Annotated in this window: 26 protein-coding genes; 11 read left to right on the top strand and 15 right to left on the bottom strand. The window is 37.9% G+C overall.

The features are described from left to right. Positions 1 to 17 precede the first annotated feature (17 nt). The 6 genes from ACQKNX_RS21615 to mutY all read right to left on the bottom strand — a co-directional run bounded on the left by ACQKNX_RS21615 (position 18) and on the right by mutY (position 6,634). Positions 18 to 1,007, bottom strand: a complete 990-nt coding sequence (locus tag ACQKNX_RS21615; RefSeq protein WP_427430618.1) for an ABC transporter ATP-binding protein — start codon at positions 1,005 to 1,007, stop codon at positions 18 to 20. After that, entirely contained in the window at positions 982 to 1,995 is a 1,014-nt protein-coding gene (locus tag ACQKNX_RS21610) for an ABC transporter ATP-binding protein (protein WP_401013735.1), read from the bottom strand. Before ACQKNX_RS21610 ends, ACQKNX_RS21615 begins: the two co-directional genes overlap by 26 nt. 507 nt (positions 1,996 to 2,502) lie before the next feature. Continuing rightward, on the bottom strand, positions 2,503 to 4,248 hold the full coding sequence (locus ACQKNX_RS21605) for an ABC transporter ATP-binding protein (protein ID WP_427430617.1): 1,746 nt from the start codon (positions 4,246 to 4,248) through the stop codon (positions 2,503 to 2,505). 227 nt (positions 4,249 to 4,475) lie between these two features. Next, positions 4,476 to 5,027: a nucleoside tri-diphosphate phosphatase gene (ntdP, locus tag ACQKNX_RS21600; protein ID WP_340822352.1), complete on the bottom strand. Its 552-nt coding sequence runs from the start codon at positions 5,025 to 5,027 to the stop codon at positions 4,476 to 4,478. A gap of 301 nt (positions 5,028 to 5,328) precedes the next feature. Then, positions 5,329 to 5,505: a gamma-type small acid-soluble spore protein gene (locus tag ACQKNX_RS21595; protein ID WP_340822351.1), complete on the bottom strand. Its 177-nt coding sequence runs from the start codon at positions 5,503 to 5,505 to the stop codon at positions 5,329 to 5,331. A 97-nt stretch (positions 5,506 to 5,602) separates the two neighbouring features. Beyond that, positions 5,603 to 6,634 carry an A/G-specific adenine glycosylase gene (gene mutY, locus ACQKNX_RS21590; protein WP_427430616.1) on the bottom strand — a complete coding sequence of 344 codons (1,032 nt, stop codon included), beginning with the start codon at positions 6,632 to 6,634 and terminating at the stop codon, positions 5,603 to 5,605. Between the two features lie 328 nt (positions 6,635 to 6,962). On the opposite strand from mutY, the gene ACQKNX_RS21585 reads away from it, so the two are divergent. Continuing rightward, positions 6,963 to 7,949 carry a metal-dependent hydrolase gene (locus ACQKNX_RS21585; RefSeq protein ID WP_427430614.1) on the top strand — a complete coding sequence of 329 codons (987 nt, stop codon included), beginning with the start codon at positions 6,963 to 6,965 and terminating at the stop codon, positions 7,947 to 7,949. A 94-nt stretch (positions 7,950 to 8,043) separates the two neighbouring features. Here ACQKNX_RS21585 and ACQKNX_RS21580 read toward each other — a convergent pair whose 3' ends face one another. Genes ACQKNX_RS21580 through recX form a run of 3 tightly spaced genes read right to left on the bottom strand, consistent with a single transcriptional unit; the run spans position 8,044 to position 9,443 of the window. Next, a complete protein-coding gene (locus tag ACQKNX_RS21580) occupies positions 8,044 to 8,313 on the bottom strand; it encodes a YfhJ family protein (protein WP_427430613.1) in 270 nt (89 codons plus the stop codon). Continuing rightward, the gene (locus ACQKNX_RS21575; protein WP_427430612.1) at positions 8,314 to 8,643 is read right to left on the bottom strand and encodes a YfhH family protein; all 330 of its coding nucleotides are present in this window, start codon (positions 8,641 to 8,643) and stop codon (positions 8,314 to 8,316) included. Then, entirely contained in the window at positions 8,640 to 9,443 is an 804-nt protein-coding gene (gene recX / locus ACQKNX_RS21570; RefSeq protein ID WP_427430641.1) for a recombination regulator RecX, read from the bottom strand. The genes ACQKNX_RS21575 and recX overlap by 4 nt, the downstream gene beginning before the upstream one ends. Before the next feature lie 99 nt (positions 9,444 to 9,542). Between recX and ACQKNX_RS21565 the strand changes: the two genes are divergently transcribed. The 3 genes from ACQKNX_RS21565 to rlmD all read left to right on the top strand — a co-directional run bounded on the left by ACQKNX_RS21565 (position 9,543) and on the right by rlmD (position 12,794). Beyond that, positions 9,543 to 10,442: a TIGR01777 family oxidoreductase gene (locus ACQKNX_RS21565; RefSeq protein ID WP_427430611.1), complete on the top strand. Its 900-nt coding sequence runs from the start codon at positions 9,543 to 9,545 to the stop codon at positions 10,440 to 10,442. Between the two features lie 84 nt (positions 10,443 to 10,526). Further along, positions 10,527 to 11,345 (top strand): polysaccharide deacetylase family protein, encoded by an 819-nt coding sequence (locus ACQKNX_RS21560; protein WP_427430610.1) that lies wholly within the window; start codon positions 10,527 to 10,529, stop codon positions 11,343 to 11,345. Positions 11,346 to 11,417: 72 nt separating this feature from the next. Continuing rightward, entirely contained in the window at positions 11,418 to 12,794 is a 1,377-nt protein-coding gene (rlmD, locus tag ACQKNX_RS21555) for a 23S rRNA (uracil(1939)-C(5))-methyltransferase RlmD (RefSeq protein WP_427430609.1), read from the top strand. Positions 12,795 to 13,196: 402 nt separating this feature from the next. On the opposite strand, the gene ACQKNX_RS21550 is transcribed toward rlmD, so the two are convergent. Continuing rightward, positions 13,197 to 14,378 carry an MFS transporter gene (locus tag ACQKNX_RS21550; RefSeq protein ID WP_427430608.1) on the bottom strand — a complete coding sequence of 394 codons (1,182 nt, stop codon included), beginning with the start codon at positions 14,376 to 14,378 and terminating at the stop codon, positions 13,197 to 13,199. A 357-nt stretch (positions 14,379 to 14,735) separates the two neighbouring features. On the opposite strand from ACQKNX_RS21550, the gene ACQKNX_RS21545 reads away from it, so the two are divergent. Continuing rightward, positions 14,736 to 14,921, top strand: a complete 186-nt coding sequence (locus ACQKNX_RS21545; RefSeq protein WP_173479575.1) for an SE1561 family protein — start codon at positions 14,736 to 14,738, stop codon at positions 14,919 to 14,921. 45 nt (positions 14,922 to 14,966) lie between these two features. Here ACQKNX_RS21545 and ACQKNX_RS21540 read toward each other — a convergent pair whose 3' ends face one another. Beyond that, positions 14,967 to 15,767, bottom strand: coding sequence for a YwqG family protein (locus tag ACQKNX_RS21540; RefSeq protein ID WP_427430607.1), 801 nt, complete (start codon positions 15,765 to 15,767; stop codon positions 14,967 to 14,969). Between the two features lie 226 nt (positions 15,768 to 15,993). On the opposite strand from ACQKNX_RS21540, the gene ACQKNX_RS21535 reads away from it, so the two are divergent. Together ACQKNX_RS21535 and ACQKNX_RS21530 are read left to right on the top strand one after the other, a co-directional pair. Further along, positions 15,994 to 17,535 (top strand): fumarate hydratase, encoded by a 1,542-nt coding sequence (locus ACQKNX_RS21535; RefSeq protein ID WP_427430606.1) that lies wholly within the window; start codon positions 15,994 to 15,996, stop codon positions 17,533 to 17,535. A 344-nt stretch (positions 17,536 to 17,879) separates the two neighbouring features. Next, a complete protein-coding gene (locus tag ACQKNX_RS21530; RefSeq protein WP_427430605.1) occupies positions 17,880 to 19,784 on the top strand; it encodes a heavy metal translocating P-type ATPase in 1,905 nt (634 codons plus the stop codon). 556 nt (positions 19,785 to 20,340) lie between these two features. On the opposite strand, the gene ACQKNX_RS21525 is transcribed toward ACQKNX_RS21530, so the two are convergent. Both ACQKNX_RS21525 and ACQKNX_RS21520 read right to left on the bottom strand, forming a co-directional pair. Next, the gene (locus ACQKNX_RS21525; protein WP_427430604.1) at positions 20,341 to 21,264 is read right to left on the bottom strand and encodes a YihY/virulence factor BrkB family protein; all 924 of its coding nucleotides are present in this window, start codon (positions 21,262 to 21,264) and stop codon (positions 20,341 to 20,343) included. 24 nt (positions 21,265 to 21,288) lie between these two features. Next, positions 21,289 to 21,615: a YtxH domain-containing protein gene (locus ACQKNX_RS21520; protein ID WP_427430603.1), complete on the bottom strand. Its 327-nt coding sequence runs from the start codon at positions 21,613 to 21,615 to the stop codon at positions 21,289 to 21,291. A 182-nt stretch (positions 21,616 to 21,797) separates the two neighbouring features. Here ACQKNX_RS21520 and ACQKNX_RS21515 point away from each other — a divergent pair, with 182 nt between their 5' ends. After that, positions 21,798 to 22,019: a DUF1128 domain-containing protein gene (locus ACQKNX_RS21515; RefSeq protein ID WP_340822324.1), complete on the top strand. Its 222-nt coding sequence runs from the start codon at positions 21,798 to 21,800 to the stop codon at positions 22,017 to 22,019. A gap of 66 nt (positions 22,020 to 22,085) precedes the next feature. Here the strand turns inward: ACQKNX_RS21515 and motB are convergent, their stop codons facing one another. Then, complete coding sequence (gene motB, locus ACQKNX_RS21510; protein WP_427430602.1) at positions 22,086 to 22,862, bottom strand: flagellar motor protein MotB; 777 nt, start codon at positions 22,860 to 22,862, stop codon at positions 22,086 to 22,088. Beyond that, a complete protein-coding gene (motA, locus tag ACQKNX_RS21505) occupies positions 22,846 to 23,649 on the bottom strand; it encodes a flagellar motor stator protein MotA (RefSeq protein WP_340822322.1) in 804 nt (267 codons plus the stop codon). The genes motB and motA overlap by 17 nt, the downstream gene beginning before the upstream one ends. 198 nt (positions 23,650 to 23,847) lie before the next feature. On the opposite strand from motA, the gene ACQKNX_RS21500 reads away from it, so the two are divergent. The 3 genes from ACQKNX_RS21500 (at position 23,848) to ACQKNX_RS21490 (ending at position 26,502) form a co-directional block, all read left to right on the top strand. Further along, positions 23,848 to 25,083, top strand: a complete 1,236-nt coding sequence (locus tag ACQKNX_RS21500) for an aminopeptidase (RefSeq protein WP_427430601.1) — start codon at positions 23,848 to 23,850, stop codon at positions 25,081 to 25,083. A gap of 142 nt (positions 25,084 to 25,225) precedes the next feature. After that, complete coding sequence (locus tag ACQKNX_RS21495; protein ID WP_427430600.1) at positions 25,226 to 25,360, top strand: hypothetical protein; 135 nt, start codon at positions 25,226 to 25,228, stop codon at positions 25,358 to 25,360. Between the two features lie 581 nt (positions 25,361 to 25,941). Beyond that, positions 25,942 to 26,502: a beta-class carbonic anhydrase gene (locus ACQKNX_RS21490; RefSeq protein ID WP_173479585.1), complete on the top strand. Its 561-nt coding sequence runs from the start codon at positions 25,942 to 25,944 to the stop codon at positions 26,500 to 26,502. Positions 26,503 to 26,515: the final 13 nt, after the last annotated feature.

The raw sequence follows: 26,515 nt of genomic DNA, 5'->3' as shown, positions 1-26,515 counted from the left end.
TTCCCCCTAAAACTTTTTTATATCATTGAATGCTGAAGTGCATCGTAAAGATGACAAGCAACATAATGACCCGGTTTCACTTCTTGCAGTTTCGGAACAACGCTTGAGCATTGCTCTTTCTTAAAAGGACATCTCGTATGGAATGCACAGCCGCTAGGCGGATTGGATGCACTCGGAATATCTCCAGATATAATAAGCTGCTCACGTTCAAAAGTTGGATCAGGCACAGGAACCGAAGATAATAATGCCTGCGTATATGGGTGGAGCGGCTCTGCATATAAATTCTCACTATCTGTCAGCTCTACTAACTTGCCTAAATACATAACCCCGACACGATTACTAATATGTCGCACAACCCCTAAGTCATGTGAAATAAATATATAAGTAAGCTTTAATTCCCTTTGCAATGTTTGCATTAGATTTAAAACTTGAGCTTGAATTGATACATCCAGCGCTGAAACGGGCTCGTCTGCAATAATTAGACGAGGATTGGTCATTAGCGCACGAGCAATTCCAATACGTTGTCTTTGTCCTCCACTAAATTGATGTGGATAACGTTTTACGTGATATTCATTTAAGCCAACGATTTCAAGAAGCTCTATTACTTTCTTTTTTCGTTCTTTCGAATTGCCCATACCATGAACAATGAGCGGTTCTTCTAAAATCTTGCCAATCGTATGGCGTGGATTTAACGAAGCATAGGGATCTTGGAAAATCATTTGGATATCCCTTCGCGCTTTCCTCATTTCATTGTTTGATAATGTGGAAATCATTTTGCCTCCAAATTCAATGTTACCTGCTGTCGGTTCAAGTAAGCGCATTAATAGGCGACCTGTAGTTGACTTCCCACACCCCGATTCACCAACTATGCCTAATGTTTCCCCTTCAAAAACTTCAAAGGAAACATCGTCCACAGCTTTCACATCCCCAACCTGCGTATTAAGGAATCCTTTGCGAATAGGAAAATACTTTTTTAAACCATCAACCTTCAACAACACTTTCGACATAATGAACCACCTCCTGTTCTTCCATTAAAAAGCACCTTGCTTTATGTTGCGCTGTCGCTTCATATAAAGGTGGTGTTTCCTGTAGGCAACGCTCCATCGCAAACTCACAGCGTGCTGCAAATCGACAGCCGTCTTTAATTGTGCCCGGCTTTGGTACACTACCAGGTATCGAATAAAGACTGTCTTTTTTATAACGCATATCTGGTACCGATTTAATAAGTCCTTGTGTGTAAGGGTGCTTTGGCGTTTTAAAAATTTCCTGTATAGATGCTTCTTCAACAATTTGTCCAGCGTACATAACGATAACGCGCTCACAAGTTTCTGCTACAACACCTAAATCGTGCGTAATTAATAAAACAGCGGTATTCATCCGCTTGTTCAAATCTTTCATTAGTTGCAATATTTGAGCTTGAATCGTCACATCTAGCGCTGTTGTAGGCTCATCAGCAATCAGTACCTTCGGGTCACAAACAAGTGCCATGGCAATCATTACACGTTGGCGCATCCCACCTGATAATTGATGAGGATAATCCTTTAATAGTTCCTCCGCACGCGGTAAACCTACTAGTTTCATAATTTCTATTGCTCGTGCAAAAGCCTTCTTTTTAGACCACTTAGGATTATGAATTAAAATAGCCTCTTTCAATTGATCCCCAATCGTAAATAAAGGATTTAAGGAAGTCATCGGCTCTTGAAAGATCATCGCCACATCTTTCCCACGTACTTTTTGCATTTGCTTATCAGTTAATTTAGCTAAATTTTTGCCATCTAACAGAACTTGTCCGCCTGTGATTTTTCCAGGTGGCGATGGTATCAATCCCATAATGGACAAAGATGTTACGCTTTTGCCACTGCCCGATTCCCCAACAATCCCCAAAATTTCCCCTTCATGGACCGAAAAATCAATATCGTCAACGGCAGGAATCTGTCCATCATCTGTGAAAAAGGTTGTTTGTAAACCTTTAATCTCTAACAGCTTTTTTCGCATGTTCAACCGCCCCATCCTACCAATATTTTTAAATATTGCAAATTTATAGTTTATTATATACTAACTATCAATAAATTCTCTATTTTCAGATAATTCTAACTAAATTCATCCTCTCTTTCAATCATTATTTTTCTACTAATAGCATATATTTTCTACATTTTTCGCCCCGCATATAAAATTTTCGTATTTTAACGATATTTTTCTACAAAAATAGCTGCCATTTCACATGGAAGAATTGAAGAAAGCATTGATTGCTGAAATAAGCAATAGCATACAAAAAAGCCTTTCATTCAACTAGGAATGAAAGGCCCAGAATATACATTTAAGTGCCAGGCACTCAAACAATTGCTTACCACGAAAAAAAACACGTAGAATACACGCAATGTAAGACGCAACAAACCGCGCGTTTGCAATGGTTGCGGCTTACTCTGTACCTGCGACAGTGCCAGGCACTCAAACAATTCGCTCGAAAATTAACGACATCCGTCATCTTTCAATACCCAATCCTCAATCTAAGTGTTGCACTTGGAATAAATTGAAGTATGTGCCTTGTTCCTTCATTAGTTGCTCATGATTCCCTTTTTCAATTAATTGTCCATGATCAATAACAAAAATATTATCAGCATGTGTAATAGTAGAAAGTCGGTGCGCAATAATAATGGTTGTTCGGTCATGCACTAAGGCATCGAGTGATTCTTGAATAAGCGCTTCACTTTCTAAATCAAGCGCTGATGTTGCTTCATCTAAAATTAAAATCGGTGGGTTTTTTAAAAATACGCGGGCAATGGCAACACGTTGCTTTTGACCACCCGATAATTTTACCCCTCGCTCGCCAACCTTCGTGTTATAGCCATTTGGCAAGCCCATAATAAAGTCATGCGCATTAGCCGCTTTTGCAGCAGCCATTACTTCTTCCTCAGACGCTTCAGGTTTACCCATCAGTATATTTTCTTTTACTGAATCACTGAACAAAATATTATCCTGTAGCACGATTCCAATTTGAGAGCGTAATGAATGGATTGTAACGTCTTTCACATCATGACCATCTACATATACTGCTCCATCTGACGTATCATAAAAGCGTGGAATTAAGCTAATAATGGTAGATTTCCCACCGCCGCTCATTCCTACAAATGCTACCGTCTCCCCTGGATTTATGGTGAAATTCATATTTTTTAAAATTTGCGAACCATCCGCTTCATATTGAAAAGCGACATTCTCAAATCGCACTTCACCTGTTGCAGGAGATAATGGTAGTGCATTTTTTTTATTTTTCACTTCATAAGGCTCGTCTATTAGTTCAAACATACGATCCATCGAGGCAATTGATTGCGTTAACGTTGTCGATGCACTTACTAATCGGCGAAGTGGTCCGTAAAGGCGTTCAATATACGCGATAAAAGCAACCATTGTTCCGACCGATAAAGATCCATTAATCACTTGATAGCCTGCATAAGCGATCACAAGTAATGGTGCTACATCTGTAATCGTATTGACGACTGCAAAAGATTTAGCATTCCATTTTGTTTGATCTAATGCTTTTTCTAAAAACTCGCCGTTTGCTTCGTCAAATAATTTTTGTTCATGTTTTTCTAGCGTAAAGCTTTTAATAATACTCATGCCAGCTACTCGTTCATGAAGATAACTTTGAACACCTGCAAGTGCTTGTGAACGGTTGCGTGTTAATGTTCGAAGTTTACCAAAGAAGAACCTAACACTAATTGCATAGAACGGGAATGCAATGAGCGCAACAAGCGTAAGTTTGACATCCAATGCTAGCATAATACAGACGGCAATAACGATCGTTGCTAAGTCCAGCCAAACATTCATTAAACCTGTCATAACAAAGTTTTTCGTTTGCTCCACATCATTAATTACACGTGAAATAACCTCACCCGCTCTTGTATTGGCGTAATACTTTAAGCTTAGGCGCTGTAAATGCGCGTAAATCTCTTTGCGGATATCAAAAAGGACCTTATTACTCACATGCTGTGCAAAATATTGACGGTAGTATTCTATTGGTGGTCGTATAACAAAGAACACAATAATTGTACCGCCTAGCCAGTAAAACAATTCTTTTGTTTTTTCTGTATCTGTCAAATCCTCCGCACCAATAATATCATCAAGTACTATTTTTATGAGCAATGGAATGAATAACGGGATTGCAAATTTCACTATACCAATTAACACCGTTAAAATAATTTCCCATGTGTATGGTTTTACAAAACGCATATAACGCTTTATACTACTCATTTTTCATCACTTCCTTATTAGAAAACCTCATCCTTATGTGGCTTTCAATACATTAAAAAAAGAAACAGACATTCTAGTATGAATGCCCTTACGTATTATAGCAATATTTAGCATGAAGTACAGTTAGTTGATCTTTAATGCTAACTATTTTCGAATTACATCGATAGTTCTATTAATAAAATACCCTTTAAATGCAAAAAAACACCCATTAGTTGAACTAATAGGTGTTACTGACAATCATCTGCTTGCATATCGAGCTGAAACTTATAACGACTTGTCCAAGCATCGATAAAATCAGGTGCAAAGGGTCCTCTTTTTTGTTGTATCCAGCTAATTAATTTTTCGACATTACGCTTTAAAATTTTATCGATGACATCTGGGTAAGACATTTCCTGGCGATGCTGTTCATATTCATCTTCATCTAAAAGGGTATACGACATATCTGGAAAAACCTTAATATCTAAATCGTAGTCAATGTATTTAATGGCATTATTATCGAAAACAAATGGTGAGCTTAGATTACAATAATAATACACACCGTCTTCACGCAGCATGCAGATGATGTTAAACCAGTGCTCCGCATGGAAATAACAAATAGAAGGCTCTCTCGTTAGCCACGTACGACCATCGGATTCTGTCACAAGTGTTCGTTCATTCGCACCGATTATAATGTTTTTAGTTCCTTTTAAAACCATTGTTTCTTGCCAAACACGGTGGATGCGGCCATTGTGCTTATAACTATGTATTTGTATCGTTTCTCCTTCTACCGGTATTGCCATTTTTGAAGCCCACCTTTTCGTCTATGCTACCTAAATCTAGCAGTCTCTAGTATATTATAGCAATCTGTACGCGAAAGGTGTAGTTGAAAACTACAAATTTCACTGTGTCATGTTATTTATGTACAAATTTCCGAAAATTAATAGCAATTTCCATTATAACAGCAACTTCAATGGAATTTTTTAACTTATGTTATAAACTTATGCGTTTCGGAGGAAAAATAGAAAAGGGCTGTCCTTTTCATCTTTTCGATTTTTAGACAGCCCCTTAGAAGGTAAATGCAATTATGCAGTTACAAAGTGCTTACTCGCTCGCGTTTTGGTTATTCTTAGCATATTTGCCTGAAGCTTGAGCTTTATTCTGCTCAGCTTTAGCATTTTGCTTTTGCACTTCGTTGAAGTCCGTTTCGTAACCAAACTCTTCACTTTGGCGTTGCATGTTTTTATTTGCTTGTTGGTTTGTGTTTTGATTTTTCTTCATCAGTCATTCACCTCCACGCTAATTATTGTGTACAGAGGTGATTACTTTTATGCTCATTAATTTTTTTATTTTCGTTTGCTTAATTATAGTGTCGCCATTATTTTATCGCCTGCCATACTTTTAACATTGGCACTGGCATTGGTAACAATTCTATTTGCTCCTTTGTCAGCCAATCACCCTTTTCAAATGATTTACACTTCATATAATAAGCATTCACATGCCAAGTTAAATGTGAAAAAACATGTTTAAATGTTAAAATTTCCCGTTGTGCTTGTACCTCTACTTCATAGTGCTGAGCAAATTTTAATAATGAATCTTCTGCTTGCTCAACCATCGGGAACTGCCACATACTCGCAAGCAAGCCACTTGCCGGTCGTTGCTCCATTAAAAAGCGACCGTCCTCATCCTCACATACAAAAACGTCGTATGAAATATGCTTCATCTTAACTTTTTTTGATTTAACAGGCAGTTTTTCAGGTTCTCCTTCATTAAAAGCGGTGCAATATTCACGAACAGGACATAACAAACATTTCGGTGATGTTGGGGAACAAATAAGCGCTCCAAGTTCCATTAACCCTTGATTAAAAGATGATGCATTATGTGGATCAATTAGTTCGTCAACAGCTGCTTCGAAAATTTTCTTTGTCTTCGGCAGTGCAATATCATCATGTATATTGAGTACACGACTTAAAACCCGCATGACATTACCATCAACTGCATGTTCGGGCTTATTATAGGCAATACTTAATATAGCACCTGCAGTATAGGGTCCAACCCCTTTTAACTTTGAAATTTCATAGCGATTATCAGGTACGATTCCGCCATAGTTTTCTAGCACCTCTCGAACCCCCGCTTGCAGATTTCTCGCTCGTGAATAATAGCCAAGGCCCTCCCAATGTTTCAATAAATATTCCTGTGGTGCCTCAGCTAATAATTCTAAAGTTGGGAAGCTTTCCATAAAGCGATTGTAATAAGGAATAACTGTATCAACTCGTGTTTGCTGTAGCATCACCTCAGATACCCAAATTTTATAAGGGTCTTTAGTATGCCGCCAAGGTAAATCTCGTTTCTCTTCTTCAAACCATTCGACTAAAGATTGTCGAAATTCTGCTACATATGGATATTTCACAGTGACCTCCCGTGTCTTTACGATTTAATTTATGATTAAAAGGGTATACAATTAAGAAAAGCTATTCGCATAATATGACAAAAACGTATAAATTTTATTACAGCTAAGCGTGACATCCGCCGCTGCGTTTCCTTGCTACAACCAAGGTTTTAACGTAATAATGTAAGTCACGGACTTTTGCTGAAACAACCAAACTCCATTATTTACCTCTTGTGCGAGTGAATACTTAGAGATTGAAAAGCAAATTTTATAAGTAATACCATTATTGAAATGAAATATACATGTATGCATTGTACGATTTTTTCACGCATACAAGGAGTGGATAATTTTGGATTCAGGTACACATTTCGTTATGGGAATAGCACTCGGTGGTCTTGCTTTAGCTGACCCTGTAGTTGCCAATCATTCAATGACCTTTACTGCCGTTATGGCTGGTACCATTATTGGCTCACAAGCACCTGATGTTGATACAGTATTAAAACTTCGCAATAATGCGATTTATATTCGGCATCATCGCGGAATAACACATTCAATACCAGCAGTAGCCTTATGGCCAATTTTAATTACAATCGTGTTATCACTAATTATTCAGGACGCAAATGTATTACATTTATGGCTTTGGACATTTCTTGCAGTAGCTATTCATGTTTTCGTTGATATTTTTAATGCTTACGGAACACAAGCTATTCGCCCATTCTCTAGAAAATGGGTAGCACTTGGTGTGATCAATACATTCGATCCAATTATTTTTTCCCTTCATTGCCTTGGCATATTACTATGGGCATTTGGGGCAAATCCAGTTTGGACATTTAGCGTCATGTATGGTGTTATTGTCGTCTATTATATTTTTCGCTTTGCTGTTCAAAAAGCAGTTAAAAAAGCAGTGCACAGCACAATTCAAGATGAAGATTATGTTATTGTAGCACCTACTATGCGATTTTTTCACTGGCGCATCGCCGCAAAATCAAAAACACATTACTATGTTGGTCGCGCTTATGGGCGAACTGTTAATATTTACGATAAATTCGAAATTAAATTACTACCAAAAACACCTGCAGTTGAAGCTGCTATGAAAGACCCTAATCTCGCTGCCTTTGTATCTTTCTCACCGTTGTACCGTTGGGAAATTTCCGAGCTTGAAAATGGCTTAACAGAACTGAGGTTAATCGATTTACGTTATCGTAGTGACAATCGCTATCCTTTCGTTGCAGTTGCTCATTTAAATGACGACAACGAAATTATTACCTCTTACACTGGTTGGATTTTTACCGAGGATAAGCTTCAAAAAAAATTACAAATTGGTGCAAGCAATTAACTAATAAAGCCGGAGTATCCTATTTGAAGGGAACACCGGCTTTGTTATGCTTATAGCTTAAAATTGATTGTTGCAATGCAATGAAATCTATTTGTTATTGTACCATATCATCACTAGCATCTAGTAAATGCGCGTATTTTGGATTGCGGCCTGCAAAGTGATGGAGCTTATCGCCATAGCTTACAATTAATTGGCGCACTAAGTTTTCAGTGTAATCAGCCCCACGATAATCATAGCCCGCTTTTGCAGATGTAGATTCAAAATCGCTCCATAACAGTTCAATCCAAACACGCGCACGCCCTGCTGACATTTGGGGATTTTTCTCAAGTAACTCTGCTGTTAGTTTGTCGATTTTTTCTTGCATTTATTTCGCCGCCTTTATAGGTGATAAAATAGAAACAGGCAATGCTTCCTGATATTTATCGCCGCCTAGGCGATGCCCCCATGCAAAACGTCCTTTTAAATAATCAACTTGGAAATAGTTGTTGTCAGAGCCATCGATTCTGTACATTTCTCCAGGTACAATCGTATCTAAATCAACTAAATAAGCAGCTGCCATTAAAGCTTTACGCTCATACACCGCAAATTCATTAAGTATGCCTAGCTGTTCTGCCTTACGAGCCTTCTCTTTTAGCTTTCCTACTTCTTCACGTAGTTCATGCTCTGTCATTGCAGCATAGTTTTTTTCATTCATTCTCCATTCTCCTTCTCTTCAATAAAACGATCTATAACTTCTACAGGAAATCCCTTTTGATAAAGCGCCTGCTTCGTTTTCATTTTTAATTCATAACCAGTATACTTCGACGCATACTTTTTCCAAACTTTTTCGCCTTGTACATCGAGTAAGGACTGCCATTCATCTTCTGCTTGCTCAATTTCTACTTGTCCAAGTACCTCATCGACAACAGTAAAAGAATACCCTTTTCGCATTAAAAAATCTTGTATCTTAGTCTTTACTTGTGTTGGTGTTTTCTTCTTCTCAGAACGGATTACTTTTTCTGCAAGCTGTGTTGCAAGCTTCACTTGTTCTTCATGGCTAAATGTTTCAAGTACCTCATCTTGCAAACTTTTATCGATTCCTTTTTTGATGAGATCTTGTCGAATTGCTCGAGGCCCTTTTTTCATCGTAGCTTTTTTTGTATCCAGCAATGCTTTCGAATAAGATTCATCATTTAAAAAGCCATATGATTTTAACTTTTGAATCGCTTCTAATATTACCGCTTCCCCAAACTCTAATGAGCTTAACTTTTTCTTCACCTCATGCTCACTACGCATTTGATAGGATAAAAAATTTAGCCCTTTATTAAAAGCTTTGCGAATTTCATCTTCATAGGCAATTTCCTGAATATCAAATTCTTCAAGCACCTTTCCTTTTGTAAGACCAAATTGTATTAAAATCGCTTCGTCTACAGGAAAAGCGTATTCCTCATTTAAATATATATTATAGCGTTCTGGATTGTTTTTTTGACGCGCAATTTTTGTAATAACACGCATAGCGAAATCACCTCTTTGCTTAATCATTATAACATCTTTTTCTTTTTTCCCATCTTTGTGTATAGTTGAGTTACATCTATTGGTAAAAGGAGGGTTCTTATGAAAATTGTCATTGCTGGTGGTACTGGTTTTGTTGGGAAAGAGTTAACAAAACTGTTACAAGAACAAGGACATGAGTTATTCGTTTTATCCCGTAGCAATTCGAAATATGAAAATGGCATTCACTATGTACAGTGGCTAAAAGATGGTGCTCGACCAGAAAAGGAATTGGACGAGGATATCAATGCAGTCGTTAATTTAGCAGGAGTGTCATTAAATGATGGACGTTGGACAAAGAAGCAAAAGAAAGCTATTTATACAAGTCGCATGGACGCTACACTAGAAATTGTACGTATTATAGAACAATTTAAGGAAAAACCGAACGTACTTGTAAATGCCAGTGCAGTTGGAATTTACCCACCTTCCGCAGTGGCCACCTATAGTGAAAACGCTACTGACTACGCAAAAGATTTCTTAGGATGGACAGTTCATGATTGGGAACGCCATGCAAAGCGAGCTGAAAAACTCGGTGTTCGTGTAGCACTTGCCCGTTTTGGTGTTATTTTAGGTCGTGACAACGGTGCACTTCCTTCTATGCTATTGCCCTATAAATTACATATCGGTGGCACGATTGGTACAGGTGAGCAATGGTTATCCTGGATTCATGTAGAAGATGTCGCGCGGGCTATTTATTTTGCCATTACGAATTCATCTATTAACGGGCCATTTAATGTGACTGCTCCACATCCAACACGCATGAAGGAATTTGGTCAAACAATTGCACAAGTAATGGGACGTCGCCATTGGATGCCAGTCCCGAGTTTTGCTATGCGTTTAGCTCTCGGGGAACAAAGTATGCTCGTTTTAGAAGGACAGCATGTCATACCAACTGTTTTAGAAACGCAAAATTTTGAATTTAAATATCCTTATTTAAAAGAAGCACTTGAAATTTTATTATAAAATCCGTGTGCAAAGTGAAACACCAAGCCGGATAAATTTTTGAAAAGAACGCATCCTAAAAGAAAAGGAAAGGATGCGTTTTTTATGTGGAAACAACATATAGTAGGTGCAGTAATCGCTACTTTTATTATTGCCGCAGCAGTAAGCATTAATCCATACTTTGCATCTGGCTCAGATGAATATCATTGGGGCCTTAAACGAGCACAGAATGGCGAACCAGCTGAGGCAGGAGCACAACTTGATAAGCTACTCGACCAATATGGGGCAATTTATAAAGGAAAACCCGATAAAAAAGTAGCCTATTTAACTTTTGATAACGGATACGAAAATGGCTTTACAGAAAGTATATTGGATACGTTAAAAAAAGAAAAAGCACCAGCAACCTTCTTTTTAACAGGCCATTATTTAGATAGCGCAGGTGACCTTGTAAAGCGTATGGTGCAAGATGGACATACAATCGGTAACCATTCCTATGGTCATCCGAATATGGCAAAGTTAACAAGAGATGGTATGCGTTCAGAATGGCGTAAGTTTGATAGCAAATTACGTGAACTAACAGGCATAGACCGTACAACGTATGCTAGACCACCAGAAGGAATTTTTAATGCTAAGTTGTTAGAAGTCGGCAATGCAGAAGGTTATCGTCATATTTTCTGGTCTGTTGCTTTTAAAGATTGGCTAAAGGATGAACGTCGTGGTGCAGATTATGCTTATAATGCTTTGATAGATCAACTTCACCCCGGCGCTGTCATTTTAATGCATACAGTTGCTCAAGATAATGCGGAAGCTCTGCCTTTATTCATTGCTGAAGCGAAGAAGCAAGGCTATACATTTTTATCGCTCGACGATCTAGTATTGGAGTATGAAGATTTCCCTGTCACTATGCAATCGTCCACTCCTTAGTTATAATGGGGAGATGACATCAGCATGTTATCTATACCTACGTGCTGAACAAAGTTAAAGGACGTGGATCGCTTGACGCAACAAACAACGATGGAAGTGGGTCAAAAATTTCCATTAATTATAAAACGACTTGGTATTAATGGCGAGGGAGTTGGTTTTTATAAACGCAACGTCGTCTTCGTAAAAGGCGCTATTCCTGGAGAAGAAATTACTGCCCAAGTTACGAAAACACAACACAATTTCGCTGAGGCAGATATACTTGCCATACGGAAAGCGTCACAATTTCGTCAGGAAGCACCGTGCCCAGTTTACAATGAATGCGGTGGGTGCCAGCTTCAACATATGACATACGAAAAACAGCTTATAGAAAAACGAGATATCGTTATTCAAGCGTTAGAACGCTATGCTAAGCCTTTAGCAGAAACCGTAGAAGTTCGCAATACACTTGGTATGAACAACCCTTGGAATTATCGCAATAAAAGCCAGTTCCAAGTACGCAAAGAAGGCAAACGTGTCTATGCCGGGCTTTTTACAGAAGGCAGCAACAAGCTACTGAATATTAATGATTGCCTTGTACAGCATCCAATCACATCAAAAATTACTGTAGCAACACGTAAAATCTTACAAAAGCTAAATATAACAATTTACGATGGTCGTACGCTCGATGGTTTAGTGCGTACGATTGTTGTACGTACAGGGATTCGCACTGGTGAAACACAAGTCGTGCTTGTTACGACTCGTAAAGAAATCCCTCACCTTACTGAGCTTTTAACGCGCATTAAAAAAATCGATCCAAGTATCGTATCGATTGCTCAAAACATTAATCGTGAAAAAACATCACTTATCTTTGGTGATGAAACAATTGTTCTTGATGGCAAGGAAACAATTCATGAGGAACTAGGAGAATTAGCATTTGATCTATCTGCTCGTGCATTCTTCCAATTGAATCCAACACAAACTGTGCATTTATACGATGAAATCAAAAAAGCAGCGGCATTAACGGGCAAAGAAACCGTTGTTGATGCCTATTGCGGAGTTGGTACAATCGGTTTATGGCTAGCTGATAAAGCGCAAGAAGTTCGTGGTATGGACGTAATTCCAGAAAGCATTCAAGATGCACGAACAAACGCGCGCAACCATGGCTTTAAACATACAAAATATGCAGTCGGCACAGCTGAAAGTGTTTTAGCAAAATGGCGCAAAGAAGGCTTTACACCTGATGTTATTACAGTAGATCCGCCACGTACAGGCCTTGCACCAGAATTTATCCGCACTGTCCTTAAGCTAAAACCGAAACGTTTTGTCTATACGTCTTGTAACCCATCTACATTAGCTAAAGATTTACAGGAATTATCAAAGCTTTATGATGTAGAATATATCCAACCAGTAGATATGTTCGCACAAACTGCACAGGTAGAATGTGTTGCTAAACTTGTGTTAAAAAAATAAAAAAATTGAAGCATCTCAATTAATTTTGAGATGCTCTTTTATTTTAACAAGGTAAAAAAGCCGTTGCTTCTGCGGAATCACTTCCCACTTCCGCGGAATTCTCACCCGCTTTCGCGGAATCACTTCCCACTTTCGCGGAATCACTGCCCTCTTCCGCGGAATTAACTCCTCCTTCCGCGGAATTCTCACCCTCTCCTCAGGAATGGAACTATTATCTAATTGCTTTTATAGAAGCTTGTCTGTATAATATATTTCTAGGTGCCAAACCTACGTGGCATGGACGTAACATCCGTGTCACACCGAAAAACGCCATTACAGCACGGATTTGCTGGGCGTTTTTTGTTTTATGAGCGGGAGATGAGCCCCGCTCTTTTATTTTGCATTTAAAAAGCGACCATGACATTAAACAGTCACTGATCGCTTATTTTTATTTTTCCCAAAAACGAGGAGAACTGTCGCTACAGCTAGTAATAGAAGTGCTACAAGTAACAGGAAGCTATAATGTTTTACAAATTCTAAATAAACACCACCTAAAAACGGTCCGGTTAAACTACCGATACTTAAGGCAATACCACAAAGAAGGTTTCCGGTTGGTAGTAGCTCTTTAGGCGTTAAATCAGCCATAAACGTAATACCGAGAGAAAACATCGAACCGACCAATGTACCTGCGAAGAAAAACGCGATGGCTACAGCCATTTGTGAGTGCTCTAAAAAACTAGCAATACTAAATAAAATTGCGCCTCCAAATGATCCGAACATTAGTATATTCCGTCGCCCAATTTTATCGCCAAGTGCACCAAGCGGCACTTGCGTTAAAATGCCCCCAAACGTAAAGACTGATAAAATAATCGGAATCATGTCTACCTCAAAACCTATACGTAATGCGTATACTGGAAATAAGGCATTTAATGAAGATTCTAAAAAACCGTAAACAAACGGACCTAAAAATGCTATCCATCCAAATACAATTGCCACCTTATAGCGATTCCATCCTCTTGCATTCATATCTCCCGTTAAACGCTCTGGCTTTTCATTGCGTAAAAAGAATACAAATGACCAAGCAAATAAGCACATAATCGATGACACAATAAACGGCAACGCTTCTGCAATTTGTATAAGCTGTACCATTAATGGGCCAACCGCAAAGCCCATGCTAAAGGACAAACCATAAATAGCCATACCTTTGCCTAAGCTTTTATGATCAGCTGTGCTCGTAATCCATGTTTGCGTAGCATAATGTAGCGCATGATCTCCGACACCTATTAGCAAACGTAACACAAACCAAAATGTGACACTTTTCCATAAAGGGAATATGATAAGTGATACAAAGACAAATGCCCCGCCGATTAAAATAATTGGCTTATAGCCCCATTTTCGTAAAGGCTGTTCAATAAACGGTGAGATTAATAAAGTTCCTATGTATAGTCCCGTCGCATTTAAACCATTTAAAGCGGATGATACACCATCACGCTCAAAAATAATGGAAATAAGCGGCAGTAGCATTCCTTGTGAAAATCCCGATATAGATACAATTAACACTAAAATAGTAAATCTTTTTTTGCTGTAATCTGAGAAGTAATTCATTTTTTCCTCCAACCTCCACATTACAGCATACCAAAAAGCCTTAGCGCTCACCACATGTGATTTTACGCTAAGGCCTAACTAACACTTATCTTCATTCAACTTGTATAAACACGAATTTCGGCTTTTTTATTTGACCGATTACTTGTTTAAACTCCCTCCTTTTCGAGTTAGAGTTCACCGTTTTGTAACATCAGCTCCTTTACTATTTCTTAAAATAACTTTAACATACAACATCAATATTGTAAATATTCTGTCTATTGTTTTTTAAAAATAATCGCTAAGTCCTAGGCGTTGACCTAGGCATTGAAATTTAGTCCCAAATCAGCTACTATGTAAGGGACGAAATGAGGTGTATGCATGTCAAAGCCAATCACAGATAAAGAACAACAAGTGACGTACTTAAAAGAACGTCTTGAAATGTTTTTAGAAGTATTAGATGCCATCGACCCAGAAAAAACTGAATTACAAGATATTGATCGTTTAATTCAAATGATGGATGATTTAGAAGATAAAATGGAGCAATTCAACGCTCGTGAACAATAGTAACAATGAAAAGCAAGCGAGCATATAAATTGCTCGCTTGCTTATTTAATGACAATCCCAATTGTAAACAACCTTGCTAAAATCTTTATTTTTAAGTTCATCCTCTGTAATGAAGAAATTGCAAACACCACAATCCCCCCACATTATATGATCTCCTTCACTATCTATTTGAAGTAACATCGTTGTTGAATCCGTATAATTGCCGTATGCTCTAGGATCCTCCTGTGTAAAGTAAGGATAACCTCCAATTTTATGACCACCACCAGTTAATACATCATATAATACATCTGTCAGCTCTTCGTCTTCTTCAGCAGCTGTTTCGATGCTTGCATATATTTCATTGCTTCTAAAGTCATCCATAGATAAAGGTTCAAATTTTGCTTTAAAGGACAATGCCATTTCCTTTTCTACTGGAAAGTATAATTCTTCTTCCTTATTTTCTACAAATGAGAAATCTTGAATAAGCTGCGTTTCATCCTTGACGATTGTATCGTGGAAAATAACTCGAAAACCATTTTGATTTTTCCCATCATCGAAATCCATTCCTAGTACATCATCATAACCATCAATATAAAATTGCAGTATCCCCTCGTTAGGGAAATGAGGTAAATGCTTAGGTACATCTGCAAAATTAATTTGGGCTAAAAGCTTTAATGGTTGTTGTTCCGCATTTTTTGGATATTCCATAGAAAGTGGAAAATACGGATTACCTGCAAACTTACTTTCAAATAATGTCGTTTCCTTTTCATGCGTTTCAATTACAACAACAGGCTTCATTGTTCCTTCTATTATATTTCGAAATTGCTCAACTTCCTTTGGTAACTTCAACGATATTGTTTCAGACATGAAATATCCTCCTTAAAGTAAAGTTAATTCTATTTTAGAACAAACGTTCCTAACAATCAATTGCTATTTTCTTTGAACATTTAAAGGTTAATGATTAAACATTACAAAATCTATAAAAATAATCGCTAATTCCTACCACAATTAGATGGACTCTTTTTTTCATTAGTGGAAAAGAGTATAATGTATCGTGGAAATAATCAATTTTTCATTGGGGGGCAATATCATAATGAATCTTCAAACTTTGGAGAAAAGTCTTTACAATTTAATTACTGAAACGTCAACAAACTTACCAAAAGATGTACGTCGTGCCATTAAAAAAGCGAAAGAAGCTGAAAATGCGGGCACTCGCGCAGCAATGAGTTTAGAAACAATCTCAAATAATATTATTATGGCAGAAGACAACGTATCACCAATCTGTCAAGATACTGGTCTACCAACATTTAAAATCTACACTCCTGTAGGTGTAAACCAATTAGAAATTAAAGAAGCTATTAAAAAAGCTATTAACGATACAACAGCTGATGCAAAATTACGTCCAAATGCCGTTGATTCTTTAACTGGTGAAAACAGTGGTAATAATCTTGGTGATGGTCTGCCAGTTATGAAATTCGAGCAATGGGAAAAAGATTATATTACGATTAAATTAATTCTAAAAGGTGGCGGCTGTGAAAATAAAAATATCCAGTATAGCCTACCATGTGAGCTAGAAGGTCTTGGCCGTGCTGGTCGCGATTTAGATGGTATCCGTAAATGTATCTTACACTCTGTTTATCAAGCACAAGGACAAGGCTGTTCTGCAGGCTTTATCGGTGTAGGTATCGGTGGCGATCGCTCTTCTGGTTATGATTTAGCAAAAGAGCAACTATTCCGTCATGTTGAAGATACAAATTCAAATCATGATCTTGCAAAATTAGAAGACTATGTTGTGAAAACTGCAAACACTTTCGGTATCGGTACAATGGGCTTCGGCGGTGAAGCAACTTTACTTGGCTGTAAAATTGGCGTTATGCACCGTATTCCTGCATCATTCTACGTATCTGTAGCATATAACTGCTGGGCATACCGTCGTATGGCAGTTGATATTAATCCTGAAACAGGCGAAATCATCAACTGGCACTACCAAGAAGGTGAAAAAATTACATTTAAAGAAGATGAAGAAGTTGCAGCAACAGCAGATGAAACGTTGACAGATGTAGTAGAACTTACTGCTCCAATTACAGAAGAACAAATTCGTTCACTTAAAGTTGGTGATGTTGTATCTATTACTGGCCGTATGTACACTGGCCGTGATGCAATTCACCATCATTTAATGAGCCATGATGCACCAGTCGATCTTAACGGACAAGTTATTTATCACTGTGGTCCTGTAATGGCGAAAGACGAAGAAGGTAACTGGACAGTGAAAGCTGCTGGTCCAACTACTTCTATTCGTGAGGAGCCATATCAAGGCGATATTATGAAAAAATTCGGTATCCGTGCTGTAATTGGTAAAGGTGGTATGGGTCCTAAAACGCTTGCTGCTTTAGGCGAACACGGCGGTGTTTACTTGAATGCAATTGGTGGTGCTGCTCAATACTACGCAGACTGCATTAAAGGTGTAGATGGTGTAGACTTAATGGAATTCGGTATTCCTGAAGCTATGTGGCACTTAAATGTTGAAGGTTTCACAGCTGTAGTAACAATGGACTCTCACGGTAAATCGCTTCACGCTGATGTGGACAAATCTTCTCTAGAAAAACTTGCTCAACATGCAGAAAGAGTTTTCTAATCTACAAGAACATTTTTAACTAAAGAGATTTATCTGTTATGCACACAAAATGTAAAGGCACAGAATATTCCTAGGAATATTCTGTGTCTTTTTCTGTTCTCAATGCAATGTTCAGAATGGGAAAATTAACAATCAGTTTCTTGAACACATTATTATATTTAATTGATTTCTTTCCTAGACCATATCCTCTAAGATTTATTGCTTTCATTTTCCAAAAACCTTTGTTATAATAATTCTAAATTAGAAAAGATGTAAATGAAAGTGATTATCAACTACAAAAATGTTTATAGTTCCTTATTTTATAAGAGTTTTGATATTGATTTTCATTATCAGGGGGGATATTGATGGAATATACTAATCGAGAAAATGTAAGTCTAATTGAGAATATAAAGATACATGCTGAACTGATTGCTGCTATTATGGCTGGATTATTTATTTTACTTGCATGGCGTTTAGATACAAATGATCAAACAACAGCTTCTATTCTCTTATATGTTGTTGCTTTTTGTGTCGGAGGATTTGCAAAAGCAAAAGAAGGTATTGAAGAAACACTAGAAGAAAAAAAATTGAATGTAGAATTACTTATGATATTAGCTGCAGTCGGCTCAGCTGCTATTGGCTATTGGACAGAAGGCGCAATCCTTATTTTTATCTTCGCTGTCAGTGGTGCTCTTGAAACATATGCTATGAACAAAAGTCATCGCGAAATTTCTGCTCTTATGAATTTACAACCTGAAGAAGCTTGGCTAGTACGTGGTGAATTTGAACCGATGAAGGTTGCTGTCTCCACATTAAAAATTGGCGATCATTTACTTATTAAACCAGGTGAACGTGTTCCAGCAGACGGTATTATCTTTAAAGGACAGTCGTCTATTGATGAATCAGCGATTAGTGGTGAGCCGCTACCTATGGCTAAATTTGAGGGTGACGAAGTATTTGCAGGTACAGTTAATTTAAATGGTGCAATTACGATGGAAATGACGAAACCAAATTCCGAAACATTGTTCCAAAAAATTATTATGCTTGTACAAAGTGCTCAAAGCGAAAAATCGCCTTCTCAGCAATTCATCGAAAAATTCGAAGGTACTTATGTAAAGTTTGTATTACTATCTGTAGCGCTTATGATGTTCCTTCCCCACTTTTTACTCGGTTGGGATTGGACGACTACATTTTATCGAGCTATGGTGCTCCTAGTTGTTGCCTCCCCATGTGCACTCGTTGCATCCATAATGCCGGCGACATTAGCAACTATTTCAAATGGCGCTAAAAATGGGGTGTTATTTAAAGGTGGCTTGCATTTAGAGCATCTAAGTGTATTACGTGCATTAGCTGTCGATAAAACAGGTACTCTTACACAAGGAAAACCAGTTGTTACAGAGTTTATCGTACGCGAGGGCTTAGATCAACAAGAAGCATTAGCTCTTCTTGCAGCCATTGAAGCACAGTCAAATCACCCATTAGCCCAAGCAATTACAAGCTACGCGAAAGCACAACATATTTCACAGTTTGCGCAAGCAACAATAGAAGATATCCCTGGTTGGGGCATGAAGGGCTACGTTAATGAAACAGAGTACCTTATCGGTAAACCCGATTTTGTAGGAGAGGATGAAGCCAATGCTTTTGCGAATAACGCATTAGCGAAGCTTACCTCAGAAGGTAAAACGGTAATTTTTATGCGTGACAAAGAAGGCATTGTTGCACTTGCTGCGTTAAAAGATACAGTTCGTGATGAGGCAAAGAAAGCCGTCACATTATTAAAAGAATTAGGTATAGATGTCGTCATGCTTACTGGTGATAATGACAAAACAGCTAAAGTTATTGCGAAAGAAGCTGGCGTTACTGAATACGTTGCAGAGTGCCTTCCCGAAACAAAAGTTACGGAAATGAAACGCCTACTTAATCAACATAACTTTGTAGGGATGGTTGGAGATGGCATTAATGACGCACCTGCCTTAGCGACAGCTACTACTGGAATTGCAATGGGCGAAGGTACTGATGTTGCTTTGGAAACAGCAGACGTTGTGTTAATGAAAAATGACTTATCTAAAATTGCATATGCAGTACGTCTTTCTCGCAAAATGCAACGAATCGTCAAACAAAACATCTTCTTCTCTATTGGTATCATTGTTTTGCTAATTGCCTCTAACTTTTTACAAGCTGTTGATTTACCACTAGGTGTCATCGGACATGAAGGTAGTACAATTCTTGTAATATTAAACGGCTTACGAATGCTTAATAAAAATGTATAAAAAAAGGGTGGTCTCAAACTGAGGCCACCCTTCAAAATGTCGACAAACTCATAGAATTAACCTACTGCAGTTGATTTCCGCTACGTGCGGACGCTTTCTGCGGGCACACACGTAAGCCGCAACCCTCGCTAGCGCGCGGTTTGTTGCGTCTTACATTCTGTGCGTTCCCGCAGGAGTCGCCGCCCTTCGCGAAAATCAAAGGCTACTCTTAAAAGTCTTTACTATAAAGGCCTCCCCCTTACGCAGACTTCTTTGGAAAAGGGGAAGAGAGTTTATATTTCCACAAGAATTTTTTGCACCCTAGGAGAAGAAGCTTATAATTCAGTACTCGTTACTAGTTGATTGGAGTGGAAGGTGCGACACTCCTGCAGGAACAGCACGAGCTGAAAATCCATTTTTGCTCGGAGGCCGCAAAAATTAGTTGAAGCCGTGCCCGCGGAAAGCGTAGTGGATTTTTTCGTTTTAGGAGCCGATATTATACCCGCAAAAATCAACGGCAGTTCACTGTAAAAAGGCTGAAGGGTGGTCTCCAACTGAGACCACCCTTTTTCTAAAGTTATTTAATAGCACCTTCAGCTTTTAGCAAGGCTCTTTTTTGCATTGTGGCATTTAACACACCACCAAAAATTAAAATCATCCCTGTAAAATACAGCCATAGCATTAAAATAATAACGCCACCAATACTACCGTATGTAGCAGAATAGTTTCCAAAGTTACTTATATAAAAAGAAAAACCATATGTCACAACGAGCCATGCAAGCGTAGAAAATATTGCCCCTGGCCATACACCCATTATTTTCAATCGTGGGCTTGTATTCGGTACTAACCAATAAATCGCCATCAACACTAAAAAAATAAGTAATGGCGGCATTGACCAGCGAATATTACGCCAAAGAGACTCAAACTCATCTTCAATGCTAACAATTGAAAACAAAAAATGCCCAATTTGCTGTCCAAAGACAGGTAATAGAAGAGCTACTGCAATTACAATAACTAAAGCAATAGTAAATACAAGTGAGAGCCCTCTATCTACAACACCTACTCTACCTTCCGTATCGTACGCTTTATTTAGAGCCCTTATTAACGCATTTATTCCTTTTGAAGCAGACCATATCGTCCCTAGTACCCCGATGGATAATAAACTACTATTGCGATTTGTTAATACTTCATTTAATGTACTTTCAATAAGCCTATATACTTCATCTGGCATTAGATTAACTAAAAACGAGTACACTTGCGTTGTCTCTAAGTTCAAATATGGCAATAGGGTAACAAGGAAAATTAATAGGGGGAAGAAAGAAAGTAAAAAGAAATAAGCAAGTTGTGCCCCAAGAGCTGAAATTTCAACGCGTTGTATGCGAAGCATCAAATCTTGGATAAAGCCCTTCGATGTCATCACATCTACTGCATCTTCATTTGGTGAGAAAAACGACTTAACCTCACCAATCGTTGAATGTATGGATGCTTTTCTCTTTTCCATTTAATCCCCTCCTTTTACTACAGCTTATTCTTTATCTGGCGAAGAGAAGGCTGATTTAGTATCGCTAATCATCCCTTGAATTGTAGAAGGCAATTCTTTAAACTCATCAACTTTCTCGGCGATTGTGTTGACATTTTCTGATACGCTATCGCAAAGTACTTTAGCTGCTAACACCTTTTCTTCAATTAGGTCTTGCAGTTCACTTCGGTTTGATGCGTAATAAGATACCGCTTCTTTCATTCTTTTTGTTGTAGCGACTGTTTTTTCTCGTGTAGTACGATCAAACATACTTATTGCAGCTCCTACAGCTGCGCCTACGACGATAGATGCTAATAATTTACTTTGTCCCATATTTTATTTACCCCCTGCTTGTTTAATGTGTATTCCCATTTTTAAAAATAACTAAACAGCTTACTGCCCTTATTCTACCCAATAACAGTGCATTTTTAAAGCAACGCCCAATTACAGTATTGACATTTTTTTTATTCAATGAAATGATATTGGCTAGGATTATGAAAGGTAGGTTTAATTAAATGGATTTATCAGTACCGTCAAAAGAAAACGTTATTTATATGGTCGATCAAATGAAAGATAAGCTCCGCATGGTAAATGTAGATGCTATGAAATCTGAGAATTTTGATGAAGCAAATTATGAAGATTTAGTCTATCTGTACGAAATGGTTATGAAACGTGATACATTTAGCCCGAGTGAAATGCAGGCTATCGTTGCCGAATTAGGTTCTTTACGTAAATAAATGTTCAGCGCACTAAAAAAGCTATTAGCAAGGACGACGAGTCTATCGCTAATAGCATTTCTTTTATTACTGTGTGTTTTTCACTACAGAACCGTCTTCGGCAACAAGTGGTTGAATTAACACTTCCACACGACGATTTTTTGCGCGACCTTCAGCCGTATTGTTTGGTGCGATGGCTTTATATTCACCATATCCTTTTGCACTAAAATACACCGGATCAAGACTTGCGTTACTATCTACTAAAATTTTCAAGAAGTTCACTGCACGCATAACCGATAATTCCCAGTTCGAAGCAAATTCGGGACCTGTTTGAGGCACGTTATCGGTATGACCAGTAATGACAATACTACGAGCAGGATCGGATACTAATACGCCTGCAAGTTCCTTAGCTATTGTATTATACTCCGGCTTAATAGTTGCTCTCCCCGGATCGAACAAGATGCTATCTCGAATTGTTACTAGCAATCCCTCATCAGTCATTTCAGTTGCGAACTGACCTTCCATCTCATTTACTGCGATAAAATTATCTACACTATCTTTAATTTCAGCTAACTCCTGTTGATCCTTTAAATACGCTGAGTTTTGCTGTGGCTGTTGCGGTGTTTGGTCATTTTTCGCATCAGGTGTTGGCATTGGTGATGGCTGTTCTAAAAAGCTCGTACCACCATCAAATACCTGACTAAATACTGCTGACATACGATCTAACTTTTCTTGGTCAACTGAACTGGATGCAAAAAGTACGATAAATAACGCTAATAATAACGTTAAAATATCTGCATACGGTACTAACCAAGACTCATCAACATGCTCTTCATGCTTCTTTTTCTTAGCTTTCTTTGCCAAGGCCGCCCGCCCCGCTTTCACCCGAAATTTGACGACGCTCTTCCATCGTTAAATAAGAAGATAATTTTTGTTCAATTACACGTGGAGCTTCCCCTTCTAATACTGAAAGGATTCCTTCAATCATCATACGTTTTTGCTTCACTTCAACTGCTGATTTACGTTTTAGCTTGTTGGCAAATGGATGCCATAATACGTAACCTGTAAAGATACCTAATAATGTTGCCATGAAAGCAGCTGAAATGGCATGTCCTAACTTATCAATATCGTTCATATCTGCTAACGCTGCGATTAAGCCTACTACCGCACCGAGTACCCCTAATGTCGGGGCATATGTACCTGCTTGTGTAAAAATGGCTGCGCCACTTGTATGTCGGTCTTCCATCGCCTCTACTTCTTCCGTTAATACGTCACGAATATAATCTGCGTTTTGACCGTCAATTGCTAATGTAAGACCATTTTTTAAAAATGGGTCTTCAATTTCTGAAGCCTTACTTTCTAACGCTAACAAACCTTCACGGCGAGCTAAATCGGCCCATTGTGAAAACATTTTAATAATTTCAATATCATCCGCTAGTTTAGTTTCTTTAAAAAGAATTTTAAACAGCTTTGGTACACGCTTTAACTCCTTCATAGGGAAGGCAATTGTTACAGCCGATATTGTACCGAAGATGATAATTAAAATAGCCGCTGGGTTATAAAAGGCACTTAAATTTACACCTTTTAACACCATCCCTGTTAACAGGGCGATAAACGCTAAAATTACCCCTACTACTGACGATAAATCCATCTTAGAACCTCCAAATCTTCTATCTTACTTATTTTCGTCCAATTTTCCAGATTTTAAATAATGATATTATATAGTATAAATGTATTTCACTAATATTTCGATGAAATAAATGCTTTTTATTCACATTTCGACCATATTTGATTATATTGAATTAAGAATAATACACTAAATTGTCTATAATGGAGAGGGGTTAAGAATTTGTTATTATCATTTAACACAAAATTACTAAGATATGCCGAATTAGCTGTGAAAATAGGTGTAAATATCCAGAAAAATCAATACCTTTATATGAGTTGTTCGACCGACAACTTAAAATTAGCAGAAATAATTACTAAAATTGCCTATGAAAATGGTGCAAAACAGGTTTTTGTCGATTTATCGGATGATAAACTTGTTCGTACACGCTATGAAAAAGCTCCAAAAGATTCATTTGATTTCTTCCCACCATGGAAAATTCAAGAACGTGAATGGCTAGCTGAGCAAGGTGCTGCCTTTTTAAGTATCGTTTCACAAAATCCTGATCTTTTAAAGGATATAGACCACGAAAAAATTATGACTTTCCAAAAAGCCTCAGGTAAAGCACTTGTAAATTATTATAATATGATGCAGGCAGACAAATTCAGCTGGACAGTTATCGCCGCTCCTTCTAAACCTTGGGCAGCTAAAGTATTCCCACATCTACCAGAAGAACAACAAGTTGATGCCTTATGGGAAGCAATTTTTGCAGCAACACGCACAGACCAAGAATATCCTGTAAGTGCATGGGAAGCACACGATCTACAGCTACATAACAAAGCTGACTACTTAAATGGGAAACAATACAAATCCCTTCGTTATACAGCTCCAGGAACAGACTTAACGATTGAATTACCAGAAAAACATGTATGGACAGGTGGTAGTAGTGTCAATACACAAGGACAGACATTTATGGCGAATATGCCAACGGAGGAAGTTTTCACAGCACCTCTAAAGACAGGTGCTAATGGCTATGTATCAAGTACGAAGCCTTTAAGCTATGGCGGAAATATTATCGATAACTTTAAATTAACTTTTAAAGATGGCCGTATTGTCGATATACAGGCTGAACAGGGGCAAGAAATTTTAGCGTCGCTTGTAGCGACAGACGAAGGTGCTCATTATCTTGGGGAAATAGCACTTGTTCCACATCAATCACCTATCTCGCAATCAGGGTTATTATTTTACAATACATTATTCGATGAAAACGCTTCTAACCATTTAGCAATAGGTAATGCCTATGCATTTTGTATTGATGGCGGCAAAGAAATGTCTTCAGAGGAACTACTAAAAAATGGTCTGAATCAAAGTTTAACGCATGTTGACTTTATGATTGGCTCAGCTAATATGGATATTGATGGCATTGCAGTTGATGGTCAAATTGAACCGATTTTCCGCAATGGTAACTGGGCCTTTTAAGAAAATAGTCAGTACTAAAAATATTATTCTAGGATAGGTATCTTATGGATGTCATAAATTATCCTTACATTTTCCTAGCAACCTATTGTATAATTAGTATAGTTCTTATAGTAGATTATTTAAGTAGAGAGGAGCTTTTATTATGTTCATCACAACTGTACTTGGCTTTTCAGCCGTATTATTAATTTCTACAGGATTCTTCATCCACTACCTACAAGTTGGTTTAGATTCTAAATCTTCAGTAACTATAGACCCACAACCAAAAGAAAAATATTAATCATATAAAAACAACTACTTTACGTAGCTGTTTCAGACTGTAGACAAACTCGAAGTTTTTCGAATTTGTCTACAGTCTTTTTTTATTTAAAACTAATATAGGGGATGACTACTGCCGTTGATTTCCGCTACGGGCGGGCGCTTTCCGCGGGCACATCGTAAGCCGCACCCCTCGCTAACGCGCGTTCTGTTGCGTCTTATGTACTGTGCGTTCTGAGCAGGAGTCGCCCACCCTCCAATCAACTTTATATGTATTGCTAGCAGTCTACTATAATTGCTACTTGGACATGGCAAACAGCTTCATAGAGAGAGGATTCTCGAAGAAGACGATAGTAAGAACCCTTTTTTTACAATTAAAATAACAAAAGGGATTAATTTAGATTTCTATTCTTAGTCCCTTTTGTCGACAAGCTGAAATAGCTACTTTACGTAGCTGTTTTTTTGCATATAGTACCCTACGATCCGCTAATTAACTAAGCAAACTTCTTTTTTTTTCATAAAATTGCATGAATATTGTTATTATTATTTGCATATTTACATTTTTGCTCTAAAATATTTCTGTAGGGAAGGGAGCAAAATTTCATGACAATGTTAAAAGATATTTTAAAGTTTAATGAAGATTTCGTTCAAGAAAAAAAATATGAGCCTTTTATTACAACTAAGTACCCAGATAAGCGTATCGTTGTTTTATCTTGTATGGACACTCGCCTTGTAGAACTATTACCAAAAGCGATGAACTTAAGAAACGGCGACGTAAAAATTGTAAAAAGTGCTGGTGCTTTAGTAAGTCACCCATTTGGTGCAGTAATGCGTAGTTTACTTGTTGCTGTTTATGAACTACAAGCTGATGAGGTCTATGTAGTTGGACATTATGACTGTGGTATGAGCGCAGTTGATCCAGATGCAATGCTTAGCAAAATGGTTAACCGAGGTATCAAACCAGAAACGATCAAGATGATGGAATACTCGGGTATTGATTTAAAAGACTTTTTACGTGGTTTCGGCGACGTAGCGACTAGCGTTAAGAAAAGCGTTGATACGATTCGTAATCACCCACTAATGGTACAAACTGTACCTGTTCATGGTTTAGTAATTGATCCAAATACCGGTCGACTTGATTTAATCGACGATGGTAGCAAATAATATACGACATTAA

The sequence above is a fragment of the Lysinibacillus sp. NPDC093712 genome (genome assembly GCF_050280025.1).
Lineage (GTDB): Bacteria > Bacillota > Bacilli > Bacillales_A > Planococcaceae > Lysinibacillus.
Note: the sequence above shows the minus strand (reverse complement) of the source record. Positions and strands in the feature narration are given on the sequence as shown.

Excerpts from the sequence above, each read along its gene's own strand:
- ACQKNX_RS21615 (WP_427430618.1), bottom strand. The coding sequence starts at position 1,007 with ATGTCGAAAGTGTTGTTGAAGGTTGATGGTTTAAAAAAGTATTTTCCT.
- ACQKNX_RS21610 (WP_401013735.1), bottom strand. The coding sequence starts at position 1,995 with ATGCGAAAAAAGCTGTTAGAGATTAAAGGTTTACAAACAACCTTTTTC.
- ACQKNX_RS21605 (WP_427430617.1), bottom strand. The coding sequence starts at position 4,248 with ATGAGTAGTATAAAGCGTTATATGCGTTTTGTAAAACCATACACATGG.
- ntdP (WP_340822352.1), bottom strand. The coding sequence starts at position 5,027 with ATGGCAATACCGGTAGAAGGAGAAACGATACAAATACATAGTTATAAG.
- ACQKNX_RS21595 (WP_340822351.1), bottom strand. The coding sequence starts at position 5,505 with ATGAAGAAAAATCAAAACACAAACCAACAAGCAAATAAAAACATGCAA.
- ACQKNX_RS21580 (WP_427430613.1), bottom strand. The coding sequence starts at position 8,313 with ATGCAAGAAAAAATCGACAAACTAACAGCAGAGTTACTTGAGAAAAAT.
- ACQKNX_RS21575 (WP_427430612.1), bottom strand. The coding sequence starts at position 8,643 with ATGAATGAAAAAAACTATGCTGCAATGACAGAGCATGAACTACGTGAA.
- recX (WP_427430641.1), bottom strand. The coding sequence starts at position 9,443 with ATGCGTGTTATTACAAAAATTGCGCGTCAAAAAAACAATCCAGAACGC.
- ACQKNX_RS21565 (WP_427430611.1), top strand. The coding sequence starts at position 9,543 with ATGAAAATTGTCATTGCTGGTGGTACTGGTTTTGTTGGGAAAGAGTTA.
- ACQKNX_RS21560 (WP_427430610.1), top strand. The coding sequence starts at position 10,527 with ATGTGGAAACAACATATAGTAGGTGCAGTAATCGCTACTTTTATTATT.
- ACQKNX_RS21550 (WP_427430608.1), bottom strand. The coding sequence starts at position 14,378 with ATGAATTACTTCTCAGATTACAGCAAAAAAAGATTTACTATTTTAGTG.
- ACQKNX_RS21545 (WP_173479575.1), top strand. The coding sequence starts at position 14,736 with ATGTCAAAGCCAATCACAGATAAAGAACAACAAGTGACGTACTTAAAA.
- ACQKNX_RS21540 (WP_427430607.1), bottom strand. The coding sequence starts at position 15,767 with ATGTCTGAAACAATATCGTTGAAGTTACCAAAGGAAGTTGAGCAATTT.
- ACQKNX_RS21535 (WP_427430606.1), top strand. The coding sequence starts at position 15,994 with ATGAATCTTCAAACTTTGGAGAAAAGTCTTTACAATTTAATTACTGAA.
- ACQKNX_RS21530 (WP_427430605.1), top strand. The coding sequence starts at position 17,880 with ATGGAATATACTAATCGAGAAAATGTAAGTCTAATTGAGAATATAAAG.
- ACQKNX_RS21525 (WP_427430604.1), bottom strand. The coding sequence starts at position 21,264 with ATGGAAAAGAGAAAAGCATCCATACATTCAACGATTGGTGAGGTTAAG.
- ACQKNX_RS21520 (WP_427430603.1), bottom strand. The coding sequence starts at position 21,615 with ATGGGACAAAGTAAATTATTAGCATCTATCGTCGTAGGCGCAGCTGTA.
- ACQKNX_RS21515 (WP_340822324.1), top strand. The coding sequence starts at position 21,798 with ATGGATTTATCAGTACCGTCAAAAGAAAACGTTATTTATATGGTCGAT.
- motA (WP_340822322.1), bottom strand. The coding sequence starts at position 23,649 with ATGGATTTATCGTCAGTAGTAGGGGTAATTTTAGCGTTTATCGCCCTG.
- ACQKNX_RS21495 (WP_427430600.1), top strand. The coding sequence starts at position 25,226 with ATGTTCATCACAACTGTACTTGGCTTTTCAGCCGTATTATTAATTTCT.
- ACQKNX_RS21490 (WP_173479585.1), top strand. The coding sequence starts at position 25,942 with ATGACAATGTTAAAAGATATTTTAAAGTTTAATGAAGATTTCGTTCAA.